Origin of the sequence: Sporosarcina sp. P13 (genome assembly GCF_002743055.1) — a bacterium.
Lineage (GTDB): Bacteria > Bacillota > Bacilli > Bacillales_A > Planococcaceae > Sporosarcina.
On record NZ_PDYM01000006.1, the window covers coordinates 43,081 to 62,375 of the forward strand.

Annotated in this window: 23 protein-coding genes and 1 riboswitch; of the genes, 8 read left to right on the plus strand and 15 right to left on the minus strand. The window is 43.9% G+C overall.

The window, feature by feature from the left end; translation table 11 throughout:
* Positions 1-12 precede the first annotated feature (12 nt).
* Positions 13-141: riboswitch (cobalamin riboswitch) on the minus strand.
* Between the two features lie 322 nt (positions 142-463).
* Both argS and CSV79_RS05015 read right to left on the minus strand, forming a co-directional pair.
* Positions 464-2,131 (minus strand): arginine--tRNA ligase, encoded by a 1,668-nt coding sequence (argS, locus tag CSV79_RS05010; RefSeq protein ID WP_099687944.1) that lies wholly within the window; start codon positions 2,129-2,131, stop codon positions 464-466.
* On the minus strand, positions 2,128-2,544 hold the full coding sequence (locus CSV79_RS05015; RefSeq protein WP_099687945.1) for a YwiB family protein: 417 nt from the start codon (positions 2,542-2,544) through the stop codon (positions 2,128-2,130). Before CSV79_RS05015 ends, argS begins: the two co-directional genes overlap by 4 nt.
* 161 nt (positions 2,545-2,705) lie before the next feature.
* Here CSV79_RS05015 and CSV79_RS05020 point away from each other — a divergent pair, with 161 nt between their 5' ends.
* Entirely contained in the window at positions 2,706-4,760 is a 2,055-nt protein-coding gene (locus tag CSV79_RS05020) for a transglycosylase domain-containing protein (RefSeq protein WP_099687946.1), read from the plus strand.
* Between the two features lie 691 nt (positions 4,761-5,451).
* Here the strand turns inward: CSV79_RS05020 and CSV79_RS05025 are convergent.
* A complete protein-coding gene (locus tag CSV79_RS05025) occupies positions 5,452-5,970 on the minus strand; it encodes a YwhD family protein (protein ID WP_099687947.1) in 519 nt (172 codons plus the stop codon).
* A gap of 67 nt (positions 5,971-6,037) precedes the next feature.
* Between CSV79_RS05025 and CSV79_RS05030 the strand changes: the two genes are divergently transcribed.
* Positions 6,038-6,223: a 2-hydroxymuconate tautomerase gene (locus CSV79_RS05030; protein ID WP_099687948.1), complete on the plus strand. Its 186-nt coding sequence runs from the start codon at positions 6,038-6,040 to the stop codon at positions 6,221-6,223.
* Positions 6,224-6,292: 69 nt separating this feature from the next.
* On the opposite strand, the gene CSV79_RS05035 is transcribed toward CSV79_RS05030, so the two are convergent.
* Entirely contained in the window at positions 6,293-6,799 is a 507-nt protein-coding gene (locus CSV79_RS05035) for a YwgA family protein (RefSeq protein ID WP_099687949.1), read from the minus strand.
* Positions 6,800-6,816: 17 nt separating this feature from the next.
* Positions 6,817-8,106, minus strand: coding sequence for an HD domain-containing protein (locus CSV79_RS05040; RefSeq protein WP_099687950.1), 1,290 nt, complete (start codon positions 8,104-8,106; stop codon positions 6,817-6,819).
* A 247-nt stretch (positions 8,107-8,353) separates the two neighbouring features.
* On the opposite strand from CSV79_RS05040, the gene CSV79_RS05045 reads away from it, so the two are divergent.
* A complete protein-coding gene (locus tag CSV79_RS05045) occupies positions 8,354-8,992 on the plus strand; it encodes an RsfA family transcriptional regulator (RefSeq protein ID WP_099687951.1) in 639 nt (212 codons plus the stop codon).
* Positions 8,993-9,006: 14 nt separating this feature from the next.
* On the opposite strand, the gene lipL is transcribed toward CSV79_RS05045, so the two are convergent.
* Entirely contained in the window at positions 9,007-9,843 is an 837-nt protein-coding gene (gene lipL, locus CSV79_RS05050; protein WP_158232469.1) for an octanoyl-[GcvH]:protein N-octanoyltransferase, read from the minus strand.
* Between the two features lie 72 nt (positions 9,844-9,915).
* Positions 9,916-10,887 (minus strand): phosphate acetyltransferase, encoded by a 972-nt coding sequence (gene pta / locus CSV79_RS05055; RefSeq protein ID WP_099687953.1) that lies wholly within the window; start codon positions 10,885-10,887, stop codon positions 9,916-9,918.
* A gap of 215 nt (positions 10,888-11,102) precedes the next feature.
* On the opposite strand from pta, the gene hemQ reads away from it, so the two are divergent.
* Entirely contained in the window at positions 11,103-11,852 is a 750-nt protein-coding gene (gene hemQ / locus CSV79_RS05060; protein ID WP_099687954.1) for a hydrogen peroxide-dependent heme synthase, read from the plus strand.
* 491 nt (positions 11,853-12,343) lie between these two features.
* On the plus strand, positions 12,344-12,688 hold the full coding sequence (gerQ, locus tag CSV79_RS05070) for a spore coat protein GerQ (protein ID WP_099687956.1): 345 nt from the start codon (positions 12,344-12,346) through the stop codon (positions 12,686-12,688).
* Between the two features lie 50 nt (positions 12,689-12,738).
* Here the strand turns inward: gerQ and CSV79_RS05075 are convergent, their stop codons facing one another.
* The 5 genes from CSV79_RS05075 to CSV79_RS05095 all read right to left on the minus strand — a co-directional run bounded on the left by CSV79_RS05075 (position 12,739) and on the right by CSV79_RS05095 (position 15,025).
* Positions 12,739-13,119 carry a DUF423 domain-containing protein gene (locus CSV79_RS05075; RefSeq protein ID WP_099687957.1) on the minus strand — a complete coding sequence of 127 codons (381 nt, stop codon included), beginning with the start codon at positions 13,117-13,119 and terminating at the stop codon, positions 12,739-12,741.
* Between the two features lie 102 nt (positions 13,120-13,221).
* Entirely contained in the window at positions 13,222-13,476 is a 255-nt protein-coding gene (locus tag CSV79_RS05080) for a YwdI family protein (RefSeq protein ID WP_099687958.1), read from the minus strand.
* Complete coding sequence (locus tag CSV79_RS17065) at positions 13,473-13,649, minus strand: uracil-DNA glycosylase (RefSeq protein ID WP_099687959.1); 177 nt, start codon at positions 13,647-13,649, stop codon at positions 13,473-13,475. The genes CSV79_RS05080 and CSV79_RS17065 overlap by 4 nt, the downstream gene beginning before the upstream one ends.
* Before the next feature lie 27 nt (positions 13,650-13,676).
* Positions 13,677-14,357, minus strand: a complete 681-nt coding sequence (locus tag CSV79_RS05090) for a uracil-DNA glycosylase (RefSeq protein ID WP_099687960.1) — start codon at positions 14,355-14,357, stop codon at positions 13,677-13,679.
* Positions 14,358-14,362: 5 nt separating this feature from the next.
* On the minus strand, positions 14,363-15,025 hold the full coding sequence (locus CSV79_RS05095) for a DUF4230 domain-containing protein (protein WP_099687961.1): 663 nt from the start codon (positions 15,023-15,025) through the stop codon (positions 14,363-14,365).
* Positions 15,026-15,224: 199 nt separating this feature from the next.
* On the opposite strand from CSV79_RS05095, the gene thiD reads away from it, so the two are divergent.
* From thiD to bshB2, 3 genes are all read left to right on the plus strand, one after another.
* The gene (gene thiD / locus CSV79_RS05100; RefSeq protein WP_099687962.1) at positions 15,225-16,058 is read left to right on the plus strand and encodes a bifunctional hydroxymethylpyrimidine kinase/phosphomethylpyrimidine kinase; all 834 of its coding nucleotides are present in this window, start codon (positions 15,225-15,227) and stop codon (positions 16,056-16,058) included.
* Positions 16,059-16,169: 111 nt separating this feature from the next.
* Positions 16,170-16,520 (plus strand): YojF family protein, encoded by a 351-nt coding sequence (locus CSV79_RS05105; protein ID WP_099687963.1) that lies wholly within the window; start codon positions 16,170-16,172, stop codon positions 16,518-16,520.
* A gap of 16 nt (positions 16,521-16,536) precedes the next feature.
* Positions 16,537-17,208: a bacillithiol biosynthesis deacetylase BshB2 gene (bshB2, locus tag CSV79_RS05110; protein WP_099687964.1), complete on the plus strand. Its 672-nt coding sequence runs from the start codon at positions 16,537-16,539 to the stop codon at positions 17,206-17,208.
* Between the two features lie 44 nt (positions 17,209-17,252).
* Here bshB2 and CSV79_RS05115 read toward each other — a convergent pair whose 3' ends face one another.
* Genes CSV79_RS05115 through CSV79_RS05125 form a run of 3 tightly spaced genes read right to left on the minus strand, consistent with a single transcriptional unit; the run spans position 17,253 to position 19,278 of the window.
* Positions 17,253-17,486: a hypothetical protein gene (locus CSV79_RS05115; RefSeq protein WP_099687965.1), complete on the minus strand. Its 234-nt coding sequence runs from the start codon at positions 17,484-17,486 to the stop codon at positions 17,253-17,255.
* Positions 17,483-18,571, minus strand: coding sequence for a hypothetical protein (locus CSV79_RS05120; RefSeq protein ID WP_099687966.1), 1,089 nt, complete (start codon positions 18,569-18,571; stop codon positions 17,483-17,485). The genes CSV79_RS05115 and CSV79_RS05120 overlap by 4 nt, the downstream gene beginning before the upstream one ends.
* A gap of 59 nt (positions 18,572-18,630) precedes the next feature.
* The gene (locus CSV79_RS05125) at positions 18,631-19,278 is read right to left on the minus strand and encodes a YczE/YyaS/YitT family protein (protein ID WP_099688029.1); all 648 of its coding nucleotides are present in this window, start codon (positions 19,276-19,278) and stop codon (positions 18,631-18,633) included.
* Positions 19,279-19,295 lie beyond the last annotated feature (17 nt).

Sequence of the window (19,295 nt, forward strand, 5' to 3'; positions counted from 1 at the left end):
GGTTGCTGCAGAATCTTTTTTCCGATGAGGGTAGGTATCTGGCTCGTGCGTTATGCACTTACAGTGGCGGGACCGCATCGGCTTGGACCGATTTCCCTTTTAATCTCTCTTTGAATGAGAGAACCTTTCGGAATAAATGTGATTCGTAATTGTGTTTATTATACTATACATTGGTCTGTTGTACAGGGTGAAGTGAGTGGGATACGCTTTCCGTCATGTACAAGAACGCGCAATTAACGACATAGACCGCGCCAATCGTCAGTTCTAACGAGCCAAACTTTCGTCTAACAGCGCCATTTCGACACATAATCGCGCCATCACTTTACCCAACCGCGCTATTCCCCTGTACAACCGCGCCAATCGTATTAAGCTAGTGGCAAATTGTTTTACTCTAGATGTATTTTACGGCTTACCAAAAGCAGCTGGCCCGATTTACTACGGACCAGCTGCTTAGTTTTCTTTATTACATACGCTCCGGCGCTTCTACTCCGACTAGTTTCAACGCGTTTGCGATGGTTGTGCTAGTTGCGGTGATTAGGGCTAGGCGTGCTTCGGATAGTTCTTTGTTTTCTGGATCAAGAACTTTGTTTGCATTGTAGAAGCTATGGAATGCTGCGGCTAGTTCTTGGATGTATGTCGTCACACGGTGCGGTGCGCGAAGGCGTGCTGCGTCGCTGACTAGTTTCGGGAAATCGCCGAGTTTCTTCAATAGCTCTAGTTCTTTTTCGTCTTGAAGTTGTGTAACGTTTTCTGTTGACGCCTGGATGTTCTGCTCTTTTGCTTGGCGCAGAATTGAACAAATACGAGCGTGTGCGTACTGTGCGTAATAGACTGGGTTTTCGTTAGACTTAGAAACGGCAAGGTCTAGGTCGAAGTCCATTTGCGCGTCGCCTGAACGCATCGCGAAGAAATAACGTACTGCGTCGAGTCCGACTTCCTCGACTAGTTCGCGCAAAGTGACGGCTTTTCCTGTCCGCTTACTCATCTTGAATTTCTCGCCGTCTTTATAGAGCTGAACCATTTGTGCAACTTCTACTTCCAATGTTTCACGATCGTAACCTAGTGCTTGGATTGCCGCTTTCATACGTGGAATATAGCCGTGGTGGTCGGCTCCCCAAATGTTGATAAGCTTGTCGTAACCACGATGAAGTTTGTCCTCGTGATACGCGATATCCGGTGTTAAGTACGTAAATGAACCGTCTTGCTTGATCAGCACACGATCTTTGTCATCGCCAAATGTTGTCGAACGGAACCAAGTTGCTCCGCCTTCTTCAAAGACATGACCATTTTCACGTAATTTATTTAACGCCACTTCAATTTTACCGTTTTTATATAAAGACGTTTCAGAGAACCAGTTGTCGAAATGAACACGGAAATCCGTTAAGTCTTTTTTCAACTTATCGAGTTCGATTTGTAAGCCGTGTTCACGGAAAGATGCTAGACGCTCTTCTTCTGTGACATGTACATACTTGTCGCCATATTGCTCTGCCAAGTCCTTACCAATTGCGATAATATCTGCTCCACGATAACCATCTTCCGGCATTTCCTTTTCAAGACCCAACGCCTCGAAATAACGAACTTCAATGGATAGTGCCAAGTTATTGATCTGGTTTCCTGCATCATTTATATAATATTCACGTGCTACATCATAGCCTGCTTTATCGAGAATATTACATAATGAATCCCCTAGCGATGCACCGCGCGCGTGACCTAAATGCAAGTCGCCAGTTGGGTTAGCCGAAACGAATTCCACTTGAACTTTTTGTTGCTGGCCACTTTCTGAACGGCCGTAGTCCTCTCCTTGCTCTAGAACGGATTTAACGACATCCGCTAGACTATCCGACTTCACTTTAATATTAAGGAAGCCTGGTCCTGCGATTTCAATTGTCTGGATTGCCGTGTCTGTCGTGTCAAGTTTTTCTAATATAGCTTCTGCTATTGCACGTGGAGGCTTTTTCGCAAGCTTCGTTAATTGCATTGCGATGTTAGCCGCATAATCACCGTTTTCTTTATTCTTTGGCGACTCTAATTTGATCTCTGGAATATCCGATGATTCTACGAGTTCTGCCTTTTCTATCGCCTGTTTCAGCGCTTCTTTAATTTCGTGTTGAATCTGTTCTACTGCATTCATTGTGTTACCTCCGAGTAGGTTATTGTCAGTTCATAGTTTCCTAAAATCGTACCATTTGCATGCAATTCATATGCCACCGCGAACTGTCCAGGCATAGAGTGAAGACTTTTTGTAACGACTAGTATATCCATAATGGCTGGTCCATTGCCGTATGTGCCGATTCTTGAATCATTGGGACGGAATGGCAATCGCATTTGTACGCCACCTTTACGCATAATAAACGCGTCTTCCGCATGTAATTTTACTGTTGTACGGACGGTCGGCATACCTTCTAGTTTTTCATCAAACAGTAAGTAGTGTTGTCCTTTTTTCTCAATGATTTCTCCACTCGCCTGCAGATGATGTGTTTCCGCCGGCTGACTTGGATGTTGAATAACAGAACGGAGCTGAACGTCCACTTTTGGCGCTTCCATTCTTTCACCGCCTTATGTTAGATAGATTTACTCATTATACACTTCATCCACTGCCACTTTCAACGTTACCGCGACTAAACTTTTTAACGGTCACCGTTTAATCCATCCTATTCCATCCCATACTGTCAAAAGATACTGAATGGAACGGGATGTGATGCTTAATGAAACGTACCGACTATATAAAATCGACAAACAAAAAAAGATTTAAGAAACTATTTCTTTCGCTGTCTATTATGTTCATTACTGCGGCTGTCACTGTGATGATTGCTCTTCGGCTTTACGCGCAAATACTCGGTGCTCCTTCACTGAGCGTTCCGAAAGCGTCGCTATTTTTAGATCATAGTGGACATCAGATTGGCGATCACTTCTCACAGCAGCGCCGCTATTGGATGAAGTTATCGGATATGTCCCCTTTTTTAGCTGATGCGTTTATCGCAACAGAAGACCAGAAATTTTTTTCGCATCATGGTTTTGATTATAAACGGATTGCGGCTGCAGTTTTGAAAGATGTCAAAACGATGAGTAAAGCGCAAGGTGCCAGTACGATCACCCAGCAATATGCACGGAATTTGTATTTGACACATGAAAAGTCATGGACGCGAAAAATTCATGAAGCGCTATTTGCCTATCGTCTGGAAGTCTTTTACGACAAGGATACGATATTGGAAGGCTATTTAAATACGGTCTATTTCGGTCATGGTATGTATGGTGTGGAAGCGGCAAGTCGTTTTTACTTTTCGAAAGCAGCCAAAGAACTAACACTTGAAGAAGCGGCTACAATTGCGGCAATCGCGAAAGGCCCTTCAATTTATTCACCCCTTGCTAATCCCGAAAAGTCGCGGAATCGACAGCTTTTAGTGTTGAGTCTAATGGAACGTGGCGGTTTAATTACGGAAGCGCAGAAGGAACGTGCGAGTGCAGAGAAAATCGTGCTGAAAACGGAAAGCTGGGAAGATACGAAACAAGTAGCCCCGTACTTTCTTGATTCGGCTTGGCAGCAAGCGGAAGAAATCTTGCTAACTAAAGGACGGTCGCCTGCTGAAGGTGGTTGGACGATTCGTACATCACTCAATCAGCAACATCAGAAAACTGCCGAAGAAGTGATTCAGCGATGGATGCCCCATAATGATTTGCAGCTTGGATTTGTATCTATGGCAGCGGATACGGGCTTTATTACATCGATGGTCGGCGGGGTAAACTTTGCGGATAGTTCATTTAACCGAGTGACACAGGCGAAACGGCAGCCCGGTTCTGCGATGAAGCCTATTTTATATGCGGCCGCCCTTGAGAATGGATTTAATCCGTTAACCTTCATGACAGCGGAAAAGACGGTCTTTACGTATGACGATGGACGTTCGACGTATGAACCAAGCAATATCAATGGTGAATTCGCAGCGAAGCCGATTTCATTAGCACAAGCAGTGGCGATTTCGGATAATATTTACGCAGTGAAGACATTAGAAAACGTGGGCTATAAGCAATATACGAAGATGGCGCAACGTCTTGGAATCGATGTTGCATTTCCGGAAGCCCCGGCAGTAGCTCTTGGAACGTCTGAAGTGTCATTGTTAGAAATGACGACTGCTTATAATCGCATCGCATCAAAAGGCTTACAGGTAGAGCCACAAATGATCTTGTCGATAACGGATTCATCAGGGAAAGTCATTTATGAGCATACGAAGAAGAAGCCGAAACGGATCATGTCTCCGCAAGATGCATTTGTGCTTACTCATTTGATGACGGGCATGTTTGATCCAGTATTTAGCGACTATTTATCCTCAACGGGCTTGTCGATGCGTCCGAAACAAACACGTCCCTATGCAGCTAAGTCAGGAACTACGATATCCGATCAATATTTAATCGGCTTCTCCCCCACATTGACAGCAGGAATCTGGACAGGGTTCGATCGCGGGAAGCAATTAGAGAATCTAGAAGACAAAGCCGCTTCAAAAAAGATTTGGATTGACTTCATGGAAGCTGCGCATGCAGGAACAGCACCGGAGCCTTTTCTACCACCTAAAGGTGTTCAAGGCGTCATTGTCGATATCGAAACGGGCGGTGTCGCGGTCAATGAATGCCCAAAACAGCGATTGGTTTATCTAAAGGATAAAGATGTTCCGAAGAAGTTATGTACGGATCGCTCGTTGAGGGAGCAACATGCCGGAGATGAAGAGAATTCGAAGTTGGAGTTATTTCCGTTTTCGTTTTTTGAATGAAGACTTTGGGTAGCTTGGGGCTCGGTTCTATGAGCGCGAAGCCTAGGTCTATGAGCGCGAAGCCTGGGTCTATGAGCGCGAAGCCTAGGTCTATGAGCGCGAAGACCAGGTCTATGAGCGCGCGGCCTAGGTCTATGAGCACGAAGCCCAGGTCTATGAGCGCGTGACCTGGTTCTATGAGCGCGAAGCCTAGTTCTATGAGCGCGCGGCCTAGGTCTATGAGCGCGAGCACAAGGTCTATGAGCGCGAAGACCAGGTCTATGAGCGCGCGGCCTAGGTCTATGAGCGCGAGCACAAGGTCTATGAGCGCGGGGCCTAGTTCTATGAGCGCGGGGCCTAGTTCTATGAGCGCGAGCACAAGGTCTATGAGCGCGTGACCTAGTTCTATGAGCGCGAAGCCTAGGTCTATGAGCACAACGAGTCATCCTACACAAGAGAAAAAGACCTCACTCTCCGAATCCGCGGAGAGTGAGGTCTTTTTGACTGCAGTACAACCACTGAATGAATTCACCTGCTTGGGTTTTGTGGCTTCATCAAACAATTAGTATGTATAGCAGTTGTCCTAGGTTACAGCAGCAAAGCTGTATGTTCAGTTTACTTCGTTTCATGCAGACATTCAACCTCAAAGAGACTACAAAACAAATTGTCACACATTTGACTTATTTAATTGGAACTCTGCTGGAATAAATCCTTACTCCGAGCGTAAACCTTCATGTAATTCAGGTGTACTGCGCTCCCAAAGTTCCGCATTATGGTTTTGTAAAAAGTCCGCTAAAATCTTTTTCGAACGATCATCCATATCATCCACGATAATATTACGTTTCATCGATTTATCCATTCGGTTGACGTGATCAGCCAACAGTTTATAGCCTCGACGTTTTTCACGATTGACGACCATTTCACAAGCTGTAACGCCTGCGTAGTAAGGGCCTTCTTCGCGATAATCAATCGTTACCCATACAAGCCAATACGGTTTCCCGCCTTCTGAGTCTTCACGATTGGTCGTGAATTTAATGCCACGTTCCGTATCACTGCGGGCATGCATCGCACCCATTTCTACTTGTGCGGTACCTTCTTCCACGTCGATGATGACAGGTGAAATGTTTTCCAGTGACAAAGATCCAATGCCAAACCCTTTATGACCATCTGTCGGGTCATTTTTAATAATCGTAAAACCTAACTTCGGTTTCGAGTTATTCTCACTCGCCATGTAAATCCACCTCTATCTCTGTTATTATATGTACTATACCTGAATTTTCTGCAAAGGAGGAAGTAAAATGCCATTCATTACTGTAAAAATGTTAGAAGGACGCACGGATGAACAGAAACGAGCGCTTTGTGAAAAAGTCACACAAGCGGTTTCTGAGACATCTGGCGCGCCTGTTGAAAGAATTAGTGTGTACATTGAAGAAATGTCAAAAGACAATTTTTCTACTAGCGGTGTAAGAGAAAGCGATAAGTAATCAAACAAAAGGATTCTCGTCATGAGAATCCTTTTGTTTGTTAAAAGTCAAAGTGTGCGGTTCAGGATTTCATCCAGCAGAAACCAGTTGCAGCTCTTCAATAAATTCAAACGCTTGATCCATTTCTTGCTCAGTGAAGTTCAATTTATTCTTCACGATACGTACCTTGGCAATTTGCTGTTCTTTGTCTAACTGATCGAAAAACAACAGCGTCGAAACCAATTCAAGGAAGCGGGACGACTTGCTGTTTAATCGCTCAATACAATCTGACAATTGCGTCCGTGGTTCTTCTGCAGTATTCAAAAACATCGATCCCTCATCCGTCACTTGATAGCAATATTGCTTATACGATCCTTTATCTTCAAAACGCTCCGCCAGAAAACCCATCTCACATAGTTCTTCTACGCGCAACGTCAATTCCTCTGAATACGGTCCGTACATATGAAGCTCGTATTTCTCCACAAATGGGAAGTTCATCTTTTTTAATATATAAACCATCTTTTGCATTTTCTTACGACCATTCACTTCACACGCCAACGACACAAACTGAACGATTTTTGCATGCTCTTGCAGCAACACGTGCAACCCCTCTCTTAACCTTTTAACAACTCCAAAATTTTATCGTGTAACGGATTGCCGTTCACGAGTCGGTCCTCTGGATAATAAATTTTATGGTCTGTCCTACGCTTTCCAGATATCGCATCCACGACATCAGACATCCGTGACAGTTCACGTAAATCTCCATTTTTCATTTGCAGATAAATCGGAACACGCTCGTTTTCCTCGCCTGGACGATAGAAATCATAAGGCAAGTCAGAGGAAGAATCCGTTACTAAATAATACTCCGGATCGAGACCTGCTTCATGGAATAGTCCCACTAGCTCACCGAATTTCATATATTGGGACGCTGGATCGAACTCTGCATACTGGAAGAGTCGACGATTGACGAAACGATCGCATAAGTCTGCTAAGATCGGATCCGATTCATCCATCCACAACTGGAAATACATCAATAACACACTTTCATCAAGTGCTATATATTGTTTTAACTTAAATTCTTTTTCAAAAAATGATATGAAGTGGAACGGTTCTTGTGCAAATGAATAGCCCGTTTCATATAAATGTCTCGCTCGATGCAAAATTTTGATCAAAATCACTTCTGCACTGCGCGACACCGGATGAAAATACACTTGCCAGTACATTTGATAGCGACTCATGATGTAATCCTCTACCGCATGCATTCCGCTGTCTTTGATGACAACTTGATCTTCCGTTGGTCGCATGACACGCAAAATACGTTCCATATCGAAATGACCATAGGAAACACCTGTATAGTAGGCATCGCGCTGCAAATAGTCCATCCGATCCGCGTCGATTTGACTGGAAATCAAACTGACGACTAGTTTATCGGGATACGTTTTCGCGATAACATCTGCCACTTTTTGTGGAAAATCAAGCGCTACTCGACTCAACACTTCATGGACCTCTGTTTGTTCCAATAAAATTTGCTGAGTGAATTGTTCATGATCCAAATTGAATACTTTTTCAAACGCATGGGAAAACGGACCGTGTCCTAAATCGTGCAATAACGCTGCACATAGCGCGACAAGTCTTTGATCTTCATCCCATTCTTCACGCCCACTAAAGCCCGTGTCGATAATCCGACGCATGATCTCGTACACGCCTAAAGAGTGTTGGAATCGGCTGTGTTCGGCTCCGTGAAAGACGAGATAGGTAGTGCCGAGTTGGCGGATTCTCCGTAATCTTTGGAATTCACGCGTGTTAATGACGTCCCAGATCACGCGGTCCCGGACGTGTATATAACGATGCACTGGATCTTTAAATACCTTTTCTTCGGGCAATTTTTCGTTTTGGTACGCCATGTCTTCACCTCAACCTTCATTCTTTCCAGTATAGCAAAAAACGACGCAAGGTGACATAGACTCTATGAAGGATTTTCAGATTCCCTATATGAATCCGCCATACATAATCGCTTCGCCCCTTGCTATACCCCACCTTTGAACACGTTTACATCATTTGTTTAATAGAATTTTGTGAGTCTCTGAATAAAAGTTTCGGTGAATGGTCATAATGGCAGTAGAAAGAGAGTTCAAGACAGGAGGCATGGAGATGGTGAAAGTTAGACAAGACGCTTGGTTAGAGTCTGATGATGAGTTGTTGGCAGAGACGGTGTTACGACATGTGAGGGAAGGTAGTACGCAGTTAAGTGCGTTTGAAGAAGTGGGTGACGCATTGAATCGAACAGCTGCTGCTTGTGGTTTTAGATGGAATGCAGTCGTGCGACGAGAATACGAGGGTGAGCTATCGGAAGCAAAGAAAGAGAGAAAGCAAACATTGCGCGTGCTAGGTACAGATTTTAAAAGACGCAATCAGGCACTTTATAGTCCGGATGCTAGTGGAGATGGGCAAGAAAAAATTCAAGTCCCTCTTTCAGCTTTATCCCTTGATACAGTCATTGCGTATTTGATTCGCATGCATCATAACGGAGGTGCAGACACAGACGCACTTCGTTGGAGACAGACGGCAAAAACTGCGACAGAGCAATTAAAAGCGGCAGAAGCGAAATTGGAAGAGTTGAAAAAAGAGAATCGTACATTGAAAGATGACTATGAACAATTCGTTCAAATCATGAACCGTGCACGCAGATTAATCGCGCTCAATGAAGAAAGTGAGCATGTAGCTCCCTTATTCAAAATGGAGCCAAACGGTAATCTAGTATCATCAAAAGAGCCGCCAATCAGTCACTGATTGGCAGCTCTTTTTTACGATAACATTTTTTGATTACGATCCACGACGCGTTGCAAATAAAAGCCATAAAGATTGAGTTCTTCGTCGCTTAATCCACCTTGTTGGACATCTTCCGTTAATGAACGAAGCAGTAATTGTAAACGAATGACCACTTCATTAACCGTCAGCGGTGTATCAAAGATTTCGGATAACGAAGCCATGACATCAGGCTGAATTACAGGATAGCTGAACTTCGTCGCCTGTCCTTGCAAGCCTGTCTCATACACATCACGAATCAGTTCAGCACGCTCAGATCCACTACCTTCAATGCACAGATACACTTGCACAGCTACCCCTTGGCGCAAACGCCGCTGGGAAATACCTGCAAATTTCTTACCCGCCACACTCAAATCATAGGAACCTGGACAATAGGAACCGACAATTTCATAGGCTTCAATCTGTTCACCTAGCTCGGGAAACAGTCGCTTCACGAAAGCTAGCATCGCTTCATAACCTACCGGAATATCAATCGACGACTTTTGCTCAGAAAAGAGTAGTGAAATATTCAGTACCCCTTCATCGAGTACAACCGCGAGACCGCCAGAATTACGTACAATTGCTTGATAACCTTTGTCTTCAAGTTCGTCAATCGCCTGCTGAATAAAAGGCATGCGATGATCTTGAATTCCAAGGACGACCGTTCGGTTATGTACCCATGTCCTAACGACAGGAACGCTTTGCTGTTGGCCGACTAGTTGACAAAGCGCATCATCCATCGCAAACGATTCCAGCGCAGAACGACTTCGTGCCGTAATCGATTCATCAATGAAACGCCAAGCTGGTTGATTTAATAATATTTTATCTTGTGACATGTCTAGTTCTCCCATCGTTGTTCATGATGTAGACGCTTCACAATCTAGTATATCAGCTTTACATGAATTACGTTATAGGCTTTGTGCTGCTGTAATAAGGGAAAGTTTGTAGACGTCTTCCGCAGAACAGCCGCGTGACAAGTCGTTTACAGGTCCATTCAACCCTTGCAAGATCGGTCCAATTGCTTCGTAGCCACCCAAGCGCTCCGTTAATTTATAACCGATGTTTCCTGCATCTAATGTCGGGAAAACGAAAACATTTGCATCCCCTTTAATAACGGATTCCGGTGCTTTTTTAGCCGCAACACTTGGAACGTACGCTGCGTCAAACTGGAATTCTCCATCAATTGAAAGTTCAGGCGCTAATTCTTGTGCGATCTTCGCTGCCTCCACTACTTTTTCCGTTTCTTCCGTCACCGCAGAACCTTTTGTTGAGAATGATAGCATTGCAACACGTGGATCGATACCGAATGCTTTTGCTGTTTTTGTACTTTCCACCGCAATTTCAGCTAATTCTTGCGCTGTAGGATTAACTGTGATTGCACAATCCGCAAAAACCATACGCTCTTCGCCCTTCATCATAATGAAAGCTCCGCTCGTTCTTGAAACGCCAGGCTTCGTCTTAATGATTTGCAAAGCCGGACGAACAGTATCTGCTGTTGAATGCGCAGCACCACTTACTAGGCCATCCACACGCCCTGTATAGAGTAACATCGTGCCGAAATAGTTTACATCTTTTACTTGCTCGCGCGCTTGCTCGATTGTTGCCTTCCCCGCACGACGCTCAACAAACTTTTCAGCTAGTTCTTCACTGTAGGAAGCGTTTGCAGGATCAATTAACTGAATCTCGGAAATATCGAACCCGCCTTCATCCGCTGCTTTTCTAACAGCCGCTTCATTCCCTAATAAAACCGGAGTCACAATACCTTCTTGCTTTAGTTGTACAGCCGCTTCAAGAATTCTTGCGTCCTCCCCTTCAGGTAATACAATCGTCTTCCCTTTTCCTTCTAGTGCCGCTCGGATACCATCAAAAAGATCTGCCATGTGCAATTCCCACCCTTTGTACTTTTTTCCTATTCATCATACCTGAAACCCTTACAATATTCACTAGGAATTTCTAAACCTACAAACACCGCTCCCTCATTTCCACAATTTCGTCATACCTTGAGTCGGTTCTACCTTAATCCCTAACGTCTAAAGTCTGTTTATGATACACTTAAAGATGAATAAATTTTGATTTAAAAGGAGACTGAATTCAAGTGAATGAAGCAGCTATTACATTAGACGGTTGGTACGTACTTCACGATTTTCGAACAATGGACTGGGCTTCTTGGAAATTGATTTCAAAAGAAGAACGCCAAGCAGCGGTCAATGAATTCCTAGCATTTCTAGAGCGCCTGAACGAAGCGGATGAAGCAAAAACAGGCAGTCATGCATTTTATACTGTGGTTGGTCAAAAGGCCGATTTCATGCTGATGACATTACGCCCAACAATGGACGAACTACAGCAACTAGAAGCAGAATTTAATAAGCTAACGATCGCTGATTACACAATTCCAGCGTATTCTTATGTGTCTGTAGTGGAGTTATCGAATTACTTAGCGGGCGAATCGGATGAGGATCCATACCAGAATCCATATATCCGCGGCCGTCTGTATCCTGAACTGCCACGCAGCCAATATGTATGTTTCTATCCAATGGACAAGAAGCGTGAAGGCGAAGATAACTGGTATATGCTAGATATGGATAACCGCAAGAGCTTGATGCGCAGCCACGGCATGATCGGTCGAGGCTACGCTGGAAAGGTAAAGCAAATCATCTCCGGCTCTGTCGGTTTTGATGATTACGAGTGGGGTGTGACGTTGTTCTCGGATGACGTGTTGCAGTTTAAGAAGCTCGTATATGAGATGCGTTTTGATGAAGTAAGTGCACGTTATGGCGTGTTCGGTTCGTTCTTCATCGGTACGATTTTAGAAGAAGACAAGCGCGCTTCGTTCTTTGAAGTGTAATAAGCGAAAGACCACGAATTCGTTCGTGGTCTTTTTTGTTGGCCTTAGAATGAGGAAATGGGAAGGATACCGTTACGCTGCGTTCCAGTCGGCCGCGTTCGGGAGTGCCCGCGGCGATCCTCCGGGAGGATCAGCGTGCGCCTTATGACCCTGGACTGAGCGAAAGCCGTTGCGTAGTACGGCTTTTGCGAGTAAAAGCGAAGCGTTAGGAGCACAGAGCTGCCTTAATTTCTGCATAGACCGCAGAAATACGGCAAAGCGAACCCTTCCCTGTTCGCTTGGCTCAAGCCACGCCCTCCGGAAAGCGTCCCTTTCTGTAGCGGAAATCCCGGACAATTTATAAAGTATCCACTTCTACATCCTTTTAAATCTTTTGTTCATACCCTTCCCCCCTCGCACATAGTATAGACGCAAGGGGGTTTTACATCGGCTCTACTCTCCTACCGAACAAGACTACCCAAATATCTCACAAATCTGGAAAGGATGTTGAAATGGTTCAATATTATTATCCCGGCTACGGCCAACAGCAAATGGCTCCACCACAAGGAACTTTCACAGGCGCAACACCGACTACGCCTCCGTTTCGAGAGCAATCATACATCGAGAATATTTTACGATTAAACAGAGGAAAACCAGGCATTTTCCATTTTTCATTCGAACATGCGGTAGAAGCTGGCAAGAATACAAAATCTGTCGCTGGTGTCGTCGAGGCGGCAGGACGGGATCACGTCATTCTCAGCGAAGCGAAAACAGGGCGTCGCTTCCTCTTCCCGATGATTTACTTTGATTATGCCGAGTTCGGTGAAGAATTAAATTACTTCGATCAAACACCATAAGTGCACAAAAAACCGTTCACTCGTCTGTGAACGGTTTTTCGTTATAAGGCTTAGTGGCCAAATTTAATAGCAGCGATAATCAATAGAATCCATCCAGCAATAAACGCGACACCGCCAATAGGAGTAATCGCTCCTAATATACCGATACCGGATAGACTAAGTGCATATAAACTGCCCGAAAAGATGATGATACCTGCTAGCAATAAATAACCTGCCCACGATAATTGTGTGGAAGGTCCAAGTAACGCGCTACTCATTAAAATCCCTACTGCTAATAGACCGATTGCATGAAACATTTGGTATTGTACCGCTGTTTCCCAAATAGCTAAATAGTGTGCTGACAGACGCTCTTTCAGTGCATGCGCACCAAACGCACCTAAACCAACAGCAATCGCTGCGTTAATTGCTCCTGCAATAATAAAAAACGGCATGATAATTCCTTCTTTCTTCCGGCTACTAACGTACATATTACTTCTAGTTTACCATATCAATACTGAACAAAATGAACGGTTTTCGAACGCTTTGTGGCAACGTTAAAAATCAAATAATGATTCTCCGTTGGCATCCGCTTCCTGTAAAGGTTGTTCACCAAACGTAACGGGCGTTGGTGTTTGCACAGAGCTAAGCACTACAGGCACCGGTTGACTTGGTGTGTGATCGTTCAGTACAACATTACATAGGGAACGCACAGCTGAAATCGCTTCCCTTCTCATTTGTTCATTACTCGCTTGCTTCGCCACATGAACTTGTTGCTCGATTTCCGCAAGCAATTGTTCTGATGAAATCATCGCAACCTCACTCCTTTTTTCGGTTCAAACTTCATGCATTCCATACCTGACGATTGCTTCACAACGACGGACGGTACCATTTTAGTCTTAAAGCCATATGCCTTACACCCTCTTGGATTTTGTGGTTCCCATGTCGTAAAGAAGTACATGCACCCAAAACAATTGACCGCCATTACTACACTTCCCTTCTATCTATAGACTCACTCTGAAGATGTTTTCGACCAATCAACGGGTTGCACGCCCCATTCACGCAAATACGCATTTGTTTTCGAGAATGGCCGGCTACCAAAAAATCCCCGCGATGCGCTAAGCGGGCTTGGATGTGGTGATTCAATAATCACATGTCTCCTAGGATTAATTAAAGCTGTCTTCTCCTGTGCGTGGCGGCCCCAAAGAATAAAAACGATTGGTTCCCTACGCATAGAGAGTTTACGGATGACTACATCCGTAAACTCCTCCCAGCCTTTCCCTCGGTGTGAAGCTGCCGCACCTTCACGTACCGTCAATACCGTATTCAATAATAGTACACCTTGTTTCGCCCATCCTGTCAAGCTTCCACTTTCAGGAATCGGTATATCAAGATCCGCTGATAGTTCTTTAAATATATTACGTAAACTTGGTGGTATCTTAACGCCCGACTTCACTGAAAAACTTAAACCGTGACCTTGATTTGGACCGTGGTATGGATCCTGCCCTAAAATGACTACTTTGACATCTCGGTATGGTGTTAAATTGAATGCTGTCCACATATCCATCATTTGCGGATAAATCACATGCGTAGCGTATTCAGACTGTAAAAACTTTCGTAATGTTTGGTAATATGGTTTAGCAAACTCATTAGTAAGTTCGGTGTCCCAATCATTATGGAATTGTGGGTTCATCTGTTTCACTCCTTAAATTCAATTTCCAGCGTATAGCCCGCAAATGAAAACATGTCTTTTAATGTCTTCTCTGCATTAACTTCAGCTGATTGAAGTACGCCCTGTTCTGACGCTTCTTCTATTATTAATGACTTTGCTTCATTCGCTAGTTCATATCCTTCTTTTATATCCGCTTTGCCACGAAATAATCCTTCTACTGAATAGACTTCCACTTGGTCAAAATATAATTCAGCTCCGCCGAAAAATTCAGCTGGCGACAATGTTAAACGAATATGCTTACCGGCCTCATCTATTTCTACATCCTTTTCCGTCAAATCCCCTAGATCAATTCCCGCTTTTATGGAGCCAGGAATGACGACCAATATATTTCGTTTCGTACCTGGAAAGTTGACACCGATGCTATGACCGAATAATTCATTGTCCGTTCGTTCCACTAGCACTTTCGTGTAAGTTTCCGCTGTAGTCAGTTCTTGTAGCTCTTTTACGCGCTCAACGAAAGCCCCTTTTTGTTCAGCAAAAGTAGAACCTATTTTCATTAGATTAAAACCTATAATCGGGAGAATAATAAGAGCAGCAACTAATAATAAAATAAGAACTATATAGGTTTTTCTCCAAGAAGACCATAAAGCCAGTGTGAGGTTAAGAAAACCTGTTTTACGTTTACTCATAATTCACATCCCTTCTATATTAAAAATGTAGGAATCAACACACTAGTGAAAATACTCTTTCTATCTGTACGTTCGACAGGTTAATAGGTTTCATCGACTATCATTGAAATAAATTCAAGCGTAATTGGTTTGTATTTTGACAATTTGTGATATAAAATAAGGAACAAGAAAATTTGGTACGTGAAGGGGACGTTTTGTAATGGAATTGAAGAAGACTTTGACGATTGCGGGTTCTGATACGTCAGGCGGGGCGGGGATTCAAGCGGATTTGAAGACGTTTCAGGAGCATGGTACGTATGGTATGACTGCTGTAACGGTTATCGTAACGATGGATCCAGATGCTAACTGGGCGCATAATGTCTATTCATTGCCAATCGATGTGGTGAAAGCTCAAGTGAAAACAGCATTGTCTACTGGAATTGATGCGATTAAGACCGGCATGCTAAGTACAGAAGAGATCATTCGGACGGCTGGTGAGGCCATTGACGAATCCGGTTTAGACCATGTCGTTATTGACCCTGTTATGGTTTGTAAAGGCGAAGATGAAGTTTTGAATCCAGGTAATACGGATGCAATGATTCGCTATTTAGTTCCGAAAGCAGAAATCGTCACACCGAATTTATTCGAAGCGGGCCAATTAGCTGGCATGAAAACACCAAAAACGATTGACGAAATGAAACAAGCAGCTCTGAAAATCCACGAACTCGGTTCTCGTAATGTCGTAATCAAAGGTGGTAAGCAATTAGATCATCCTGCGGCAGTCGATTTGTTCTTTGACGGTCAGACATTCACTTTATTAGAAGCTGAAAGAGCAGACACGTACTATAATCACGGTGCAGGCTGTACATTTGCGGCAGCCATCACTGCGAACTTGGCAAATGGCATGACGATTAAAGATGCTGTAGTGGAAGCAAAGCAATTCGTAACCTCAGCAATTACACACGGCTGGAAGCTCAATGAATATGTAGGCCCTGTTATGCACGGTGCGAAAAGTCAGTACGATGCGCCAGAAGTGACATTAACAGAAGTATAATAACCCATAACGTGCAAAAGCCAGGAAACTTTTTCTGGCTTTTTACGCGAGCCGTCTAATCGCATTCAAACAGGACTTTCTATATACTGGTACTATACGAGGAGGATAAATATGCAAACCGTTGAAGTGAATCATTTACAGGAGTTATTGGACTCTTTTGCTACCAAAGATGTATACATACATTTAGAGACAACGAATGGATCGTATGCTTCCCATTTTCAAGAAGGTTTTTTTAATGCGGGTGCGTTTATCCGAAATATTGTCATTCGCTATGAACTTGGGAAGGTTACAGGTGACTCCCCTCACCGCGTCGGTCTAAAAATGCCGAGTGGATGGATTTATGCTCAAGGTATCACGCATTATACACTAGACGAACATAATCGTTTATTGATGGCGGGACTGGGTCCAGATGGCAAACTTGCCGTAGCGCTTGAAATTAGCGAAACACCATTCGCTTACTAAGAAGGGAGTTTTTCACATGTTACAAAAAGAACGACATGTATTAGTTATTTACCCTCACCCCGATGACGAATCATTCGGCAGTGCGGGTACGATCGCTACGTATGTTGAGATGGGCGTACCGATTACTTATGCTTGTTTGACACTCGGTGAGATGGGACGGAACCTAGGAAATCCTCCATTCGCCAACCGCGAAACGTTACCACAAATCCGTAAGCAGGAATTACTTGACGCTTGTGACGCGATGGGCTTAACCGATTTACGTATGATGGGCTTACGTGATAAAACAATTGAATTCGAAGATCCTGAGAAATTGGTTAAGATGATGGCAGATTTAATCGATGAATTGACTCCTTCACTCGTCATCACATTCCACCCAACATTAGCTGTCCATCCCGATCATAACGCGACGGGTGTTGCCGTGTTAGAGGCTGTTCAACGGATGCCGTCAGATGAAAGACCGGTCGTCTATGTTAAAGCTTTCGATAATGATACCGTGAAATTAATTGGTAAACCGCATGTGGTGCATCATGTAGCAGGCGCTGCTGATAAAAAAATTGCTGCGTTACGCGCACACGCTTCCCAGACAATTTGGATGCTTCCTGATATGGAAAAGCGCTGGGCTGCGAATGATCAAGAAGCATTGGAGTGGCTTCACACCGAAGCATTCTATATTCATACATTTGAATGAAACGGATTGTGAACTAGCAACAAGTGCTGAGAACGAATAAGTTCTCAGCACTTGTTTTTTATTCGTAATACTTCGTGTGAAGCCGGGGCTATGAGCGCATAACCGGGATCTATGAGCGCATTAACCGGGGCTATGAGCGCATTACCGGGAGCTATGAGCGCATTAACCTGGGCTATGAGCGCATTAACCTGGGCTATGAGCGCATTGACCGGGGCTATGAGCGCATTACCGGGAGCTATGAGCGCATAAGCCAAATCTATGAGCGTCAGCCAGGTCAATCGATTGTTTTAATTAAAGCATACAAACTTTGCAATTTCTTTTCAAAAATCTCTACATTCAAGGCATGATCTAGTTGAACTCTGACGTTGTTTTGTGATTTCATCGCCACTTGCATATGATTTCCTGCCGCTGTAATGGTTTTTTGATACCTCTGTCGAATACCGTCAATTTGCATCTCCAGCTTTTCGTCCTCAGCGCACAGCGGAACGATATCGACTAGTTCATCTCGCGGACTTTCAGCATCATAGGCATGAGGTTGGGTCGCGTCAAATAGTCCAATCGATAACTCTGGAAATAGTACTAAGTCAATACTTGATGGATCTAGACCGCACCAACCGTAGAGCACATCAATTCCTCTGCGCTGCGCTTCCTCGCCAAGTGCGCGCATCATCGTGGATTTCCCCGTACCCGGTAATCCTTTGATCAGCAATCGACGCTTCAGTCGTTTCGTAATAGAAGGAATGAAATCATGTGCACTGCCAGCGGACAATGAACCAATAATGCGATGCGCTGTGTGACTGGGTTTCGCCAATGAAATCGTTCCGAATATTTCCGCCTTCAGTTCTTCTATCATTTCTTCATGACGCTTCCAATCCATGCGTTGAATATTGACTACTTCCCATTCATCATGAATGATTTTCGCTTCTTTCAGAGATGCCATCGCCTTTTCAAAACAAACTTTCCCTACTTTCTGCAACTGATCAACTTCTTCCTGTTTATCAAACAGCTGCTCTTGATGATAGACGTCATAAAAGCAAAATACTTTATGGCGCCCCCCTATATCCGTCGGTTCAAATGAAATCGGATGAGAAGCTTGCAAGATGAATAGACTTAATTCTTTGACAAAAATCGCATCCGTTTTATCTACATTGCCTGGATTCATGAAACGATCTACTCTATGTCCTTTATCAACAAAGTGCACCGCTAAATCGTTTAATACTTGGGATAAGGCGTGCGTTGGCAGACACTTCAAAAATATCGTCTTTCGCGATTCCTCCAGTAATTCATCGTACTTATGCATGATACCTTTTCCTGTATAAGCCATTCCCATATATTCTGTCATATGCCCGTATATGCTGACCATCCTTTCTTTCTTCCTTTCATTCTATGTATGAGCAAATAAAAAAAGCACAGCGTCTCCGCTTATGCTTCTTTATAGTGTAATAATCCTTTTTCATCGTCTTGATTCGTAATTTTTAATAACATTTTACGACATTGCGGTAAGGAGATTTGAATGATTTGTCCTGTGAATAACACGACAATAAGTGTACCAATCCCCACAGGTCCACCGAGGAAAAACCCTACTACCGTGACGGTTGCTTCGATTCCAGTACGTACCGCGCGTAAACTCCAGCCGAACTTCTCAACAAATAATAACATTAAGCTATCACGCGGACCGGCACCAAGATTAGGCGCTACATAAATGCCCACGCCATAACCTAATATTAAGACACCTAGTACGAAACTAGCAATATGTGCGGGTAGTGAAGTCAAATCAGGCAATAGCCAGTTGAAAAAGTCGATGAATAGACCGATAATCATCATATTTAGCCAAGTGCCCCCTCTAGGCCACTCCTTCAGAATAAGCGATGTAACGATAACGATTAAAAATCCTGTTATAATACTCCAAGAACCGATCGTCAACCCAATATTTTGGAACAAACCGACGTGTAGTACATCCCAAGGACCGATGCCGAGCCTCTGTCCTTTAATTGTAAGTGATACACCGAGCGACATGATCATCATTCCGCCAATGAAAAAAATCCATCGCCAAGCTAATAAATTACGCATAAACATTCTTCTTTCTT

Excerpts from the sequence above, each read along its gene's own strand:
- argS (WP_099687944.1), bottom strand. The coding sequence starts at position 2,131 with ATGAATGCAGTAGAACAGATTCAACACGAAATTAAAGAAGCGCTGAAA.
- CSV79_RS05015 (WP_099687945.1), bottom strand. The coding sequence starts at position 2,544 with ATGGAAGCGCCAAAAGTGGACGTTCAGCTCCGTTCTGTTATTCAACAT.
- CSV79_RS05020 (WP_099687946.1), top strand. The coding sequence starts at position 2,706 with ATGAAACGTACCGACTATATAAAATCGACAAACAAAAAAAGATTTAAG.
- CSV79_RS05025 (WP_099687947.1), bottom strand. The coding sequence starts at position 5,970 with ATGGCGAGTGAGAATAACTCGAAACCGAAGTTAGGTTTTACGATTATT.
- CSV79_RS05030 (WP_099687948.1), top strand. The coding sequence starts at position 6,038 with ATGCCATTCATTACTGTAAAAATGTTAGAAGGACGCACGGATGAACAG.
- CSV79_RS05040 (WP_099687950.1), bottom strand. The coding sequence starts at position 8,106 with ATGGCGTACCAAAACGAAAAATTGCCCGAAGAAAAGGTATTTAAAGAT.
- CSV79_RS05045 (WP_099687951.1), top strand. The coding sequence starts at position 8,354 with ATGGTGAAAGTTAGACAAGACGCTTGGTTAGAGTCTGATGATGAGTTG.
- lipL (WP_158232469.1), bottom strand. The coding sequence starts at position 9,843 with ATGTCACAAGATAAAATATTATTAAATCAACCAGCTTGGCGTTTCATT.
- pta (WP_099687953.1), bottom strand. The coding sequence starts at position 10,887 with ATGGCAGATCTTTTTGATGGTATCCGAGCGGCACTAGAAGGAAAAGGG.
- gerQ (WP_099687956.1), top strand. The coding sequence starts at position 12,344 with ATGGTTCAATATTATTATCCCGGCTACGGCCAACAGCAAATGGCTCCA.
- CSV79_RS05075 (WP_099687957.1), bottom strand. The coding sequence starts at position 13,119 with ATGCCGTTTTTTATTATTGCAGGAGCAATTAACGCAGCGATTGCTGTT.
- CSV79_RS05080 (WP_099687958.1), bottom strand. The coding sequence starts at position 13,476 with ATGATTTCATCAGAACAATTGCTTGCGGAAATCGAGCAACAAGTTCAT.
- CSV79_RS17065 (WP_099687959.1), bottom strand. The coding sequence starts at position 13,649 with ATGGCGGTCAATTGTTTTGGGTGCATGTACTTCTTTACGACATGGGAA.
- CSV79_RS05090 (WP_099687960.1), bottom strand. The coding sequence starts at position 14,357 with ATGAACCCACAATTCCATAATGATTGGGACACCGAACTTACTAATGAG.
- CSV79_RS05095 (WP_099687961.1), bottom strand. The coding sequence starts at position 15,025 with ATGAGTAAACGTAAAACAGGTTTTCTTAACCTCACACTGGCTTTATGG.
- thiD (WP_099687962.1), top strand. The coding sequence starts at position 15,225 with ATGGAATTGAAGAAGACTTTGACGATTGCGGGTTCTGATACGTCAGGC.
- CSV79_RS05105 (WP_099687963.1), top strand. The coding sequence starts at position 16,170 with ATGCAAACCGTTGAAGTGAATCATTTACAGGAGTTATTGGACTCTTTT.
- bshB2 (WP_099687964.1), top strand. The coding sequence starts at position 16,537 with ATGTTACAAAAAGAACGACATGTATTAGTTATTTACCCTCACCCCGAT.
- CSV79_RS05120 (WP_099687966.1), bottom strand. The coding sequence starts at position 18,571 with ATGGTCAGCATATACGGGCATATGACAGAATATATGGGAATGGCTTAT.
- CSV79_RS05125 (WP_099688029.1), bottom strand. The coding sequence starts at position 19,278 with ATGCGTAATTTATTAGCTTGGCGATGGATTTTTTTCATTGGCGGAATG.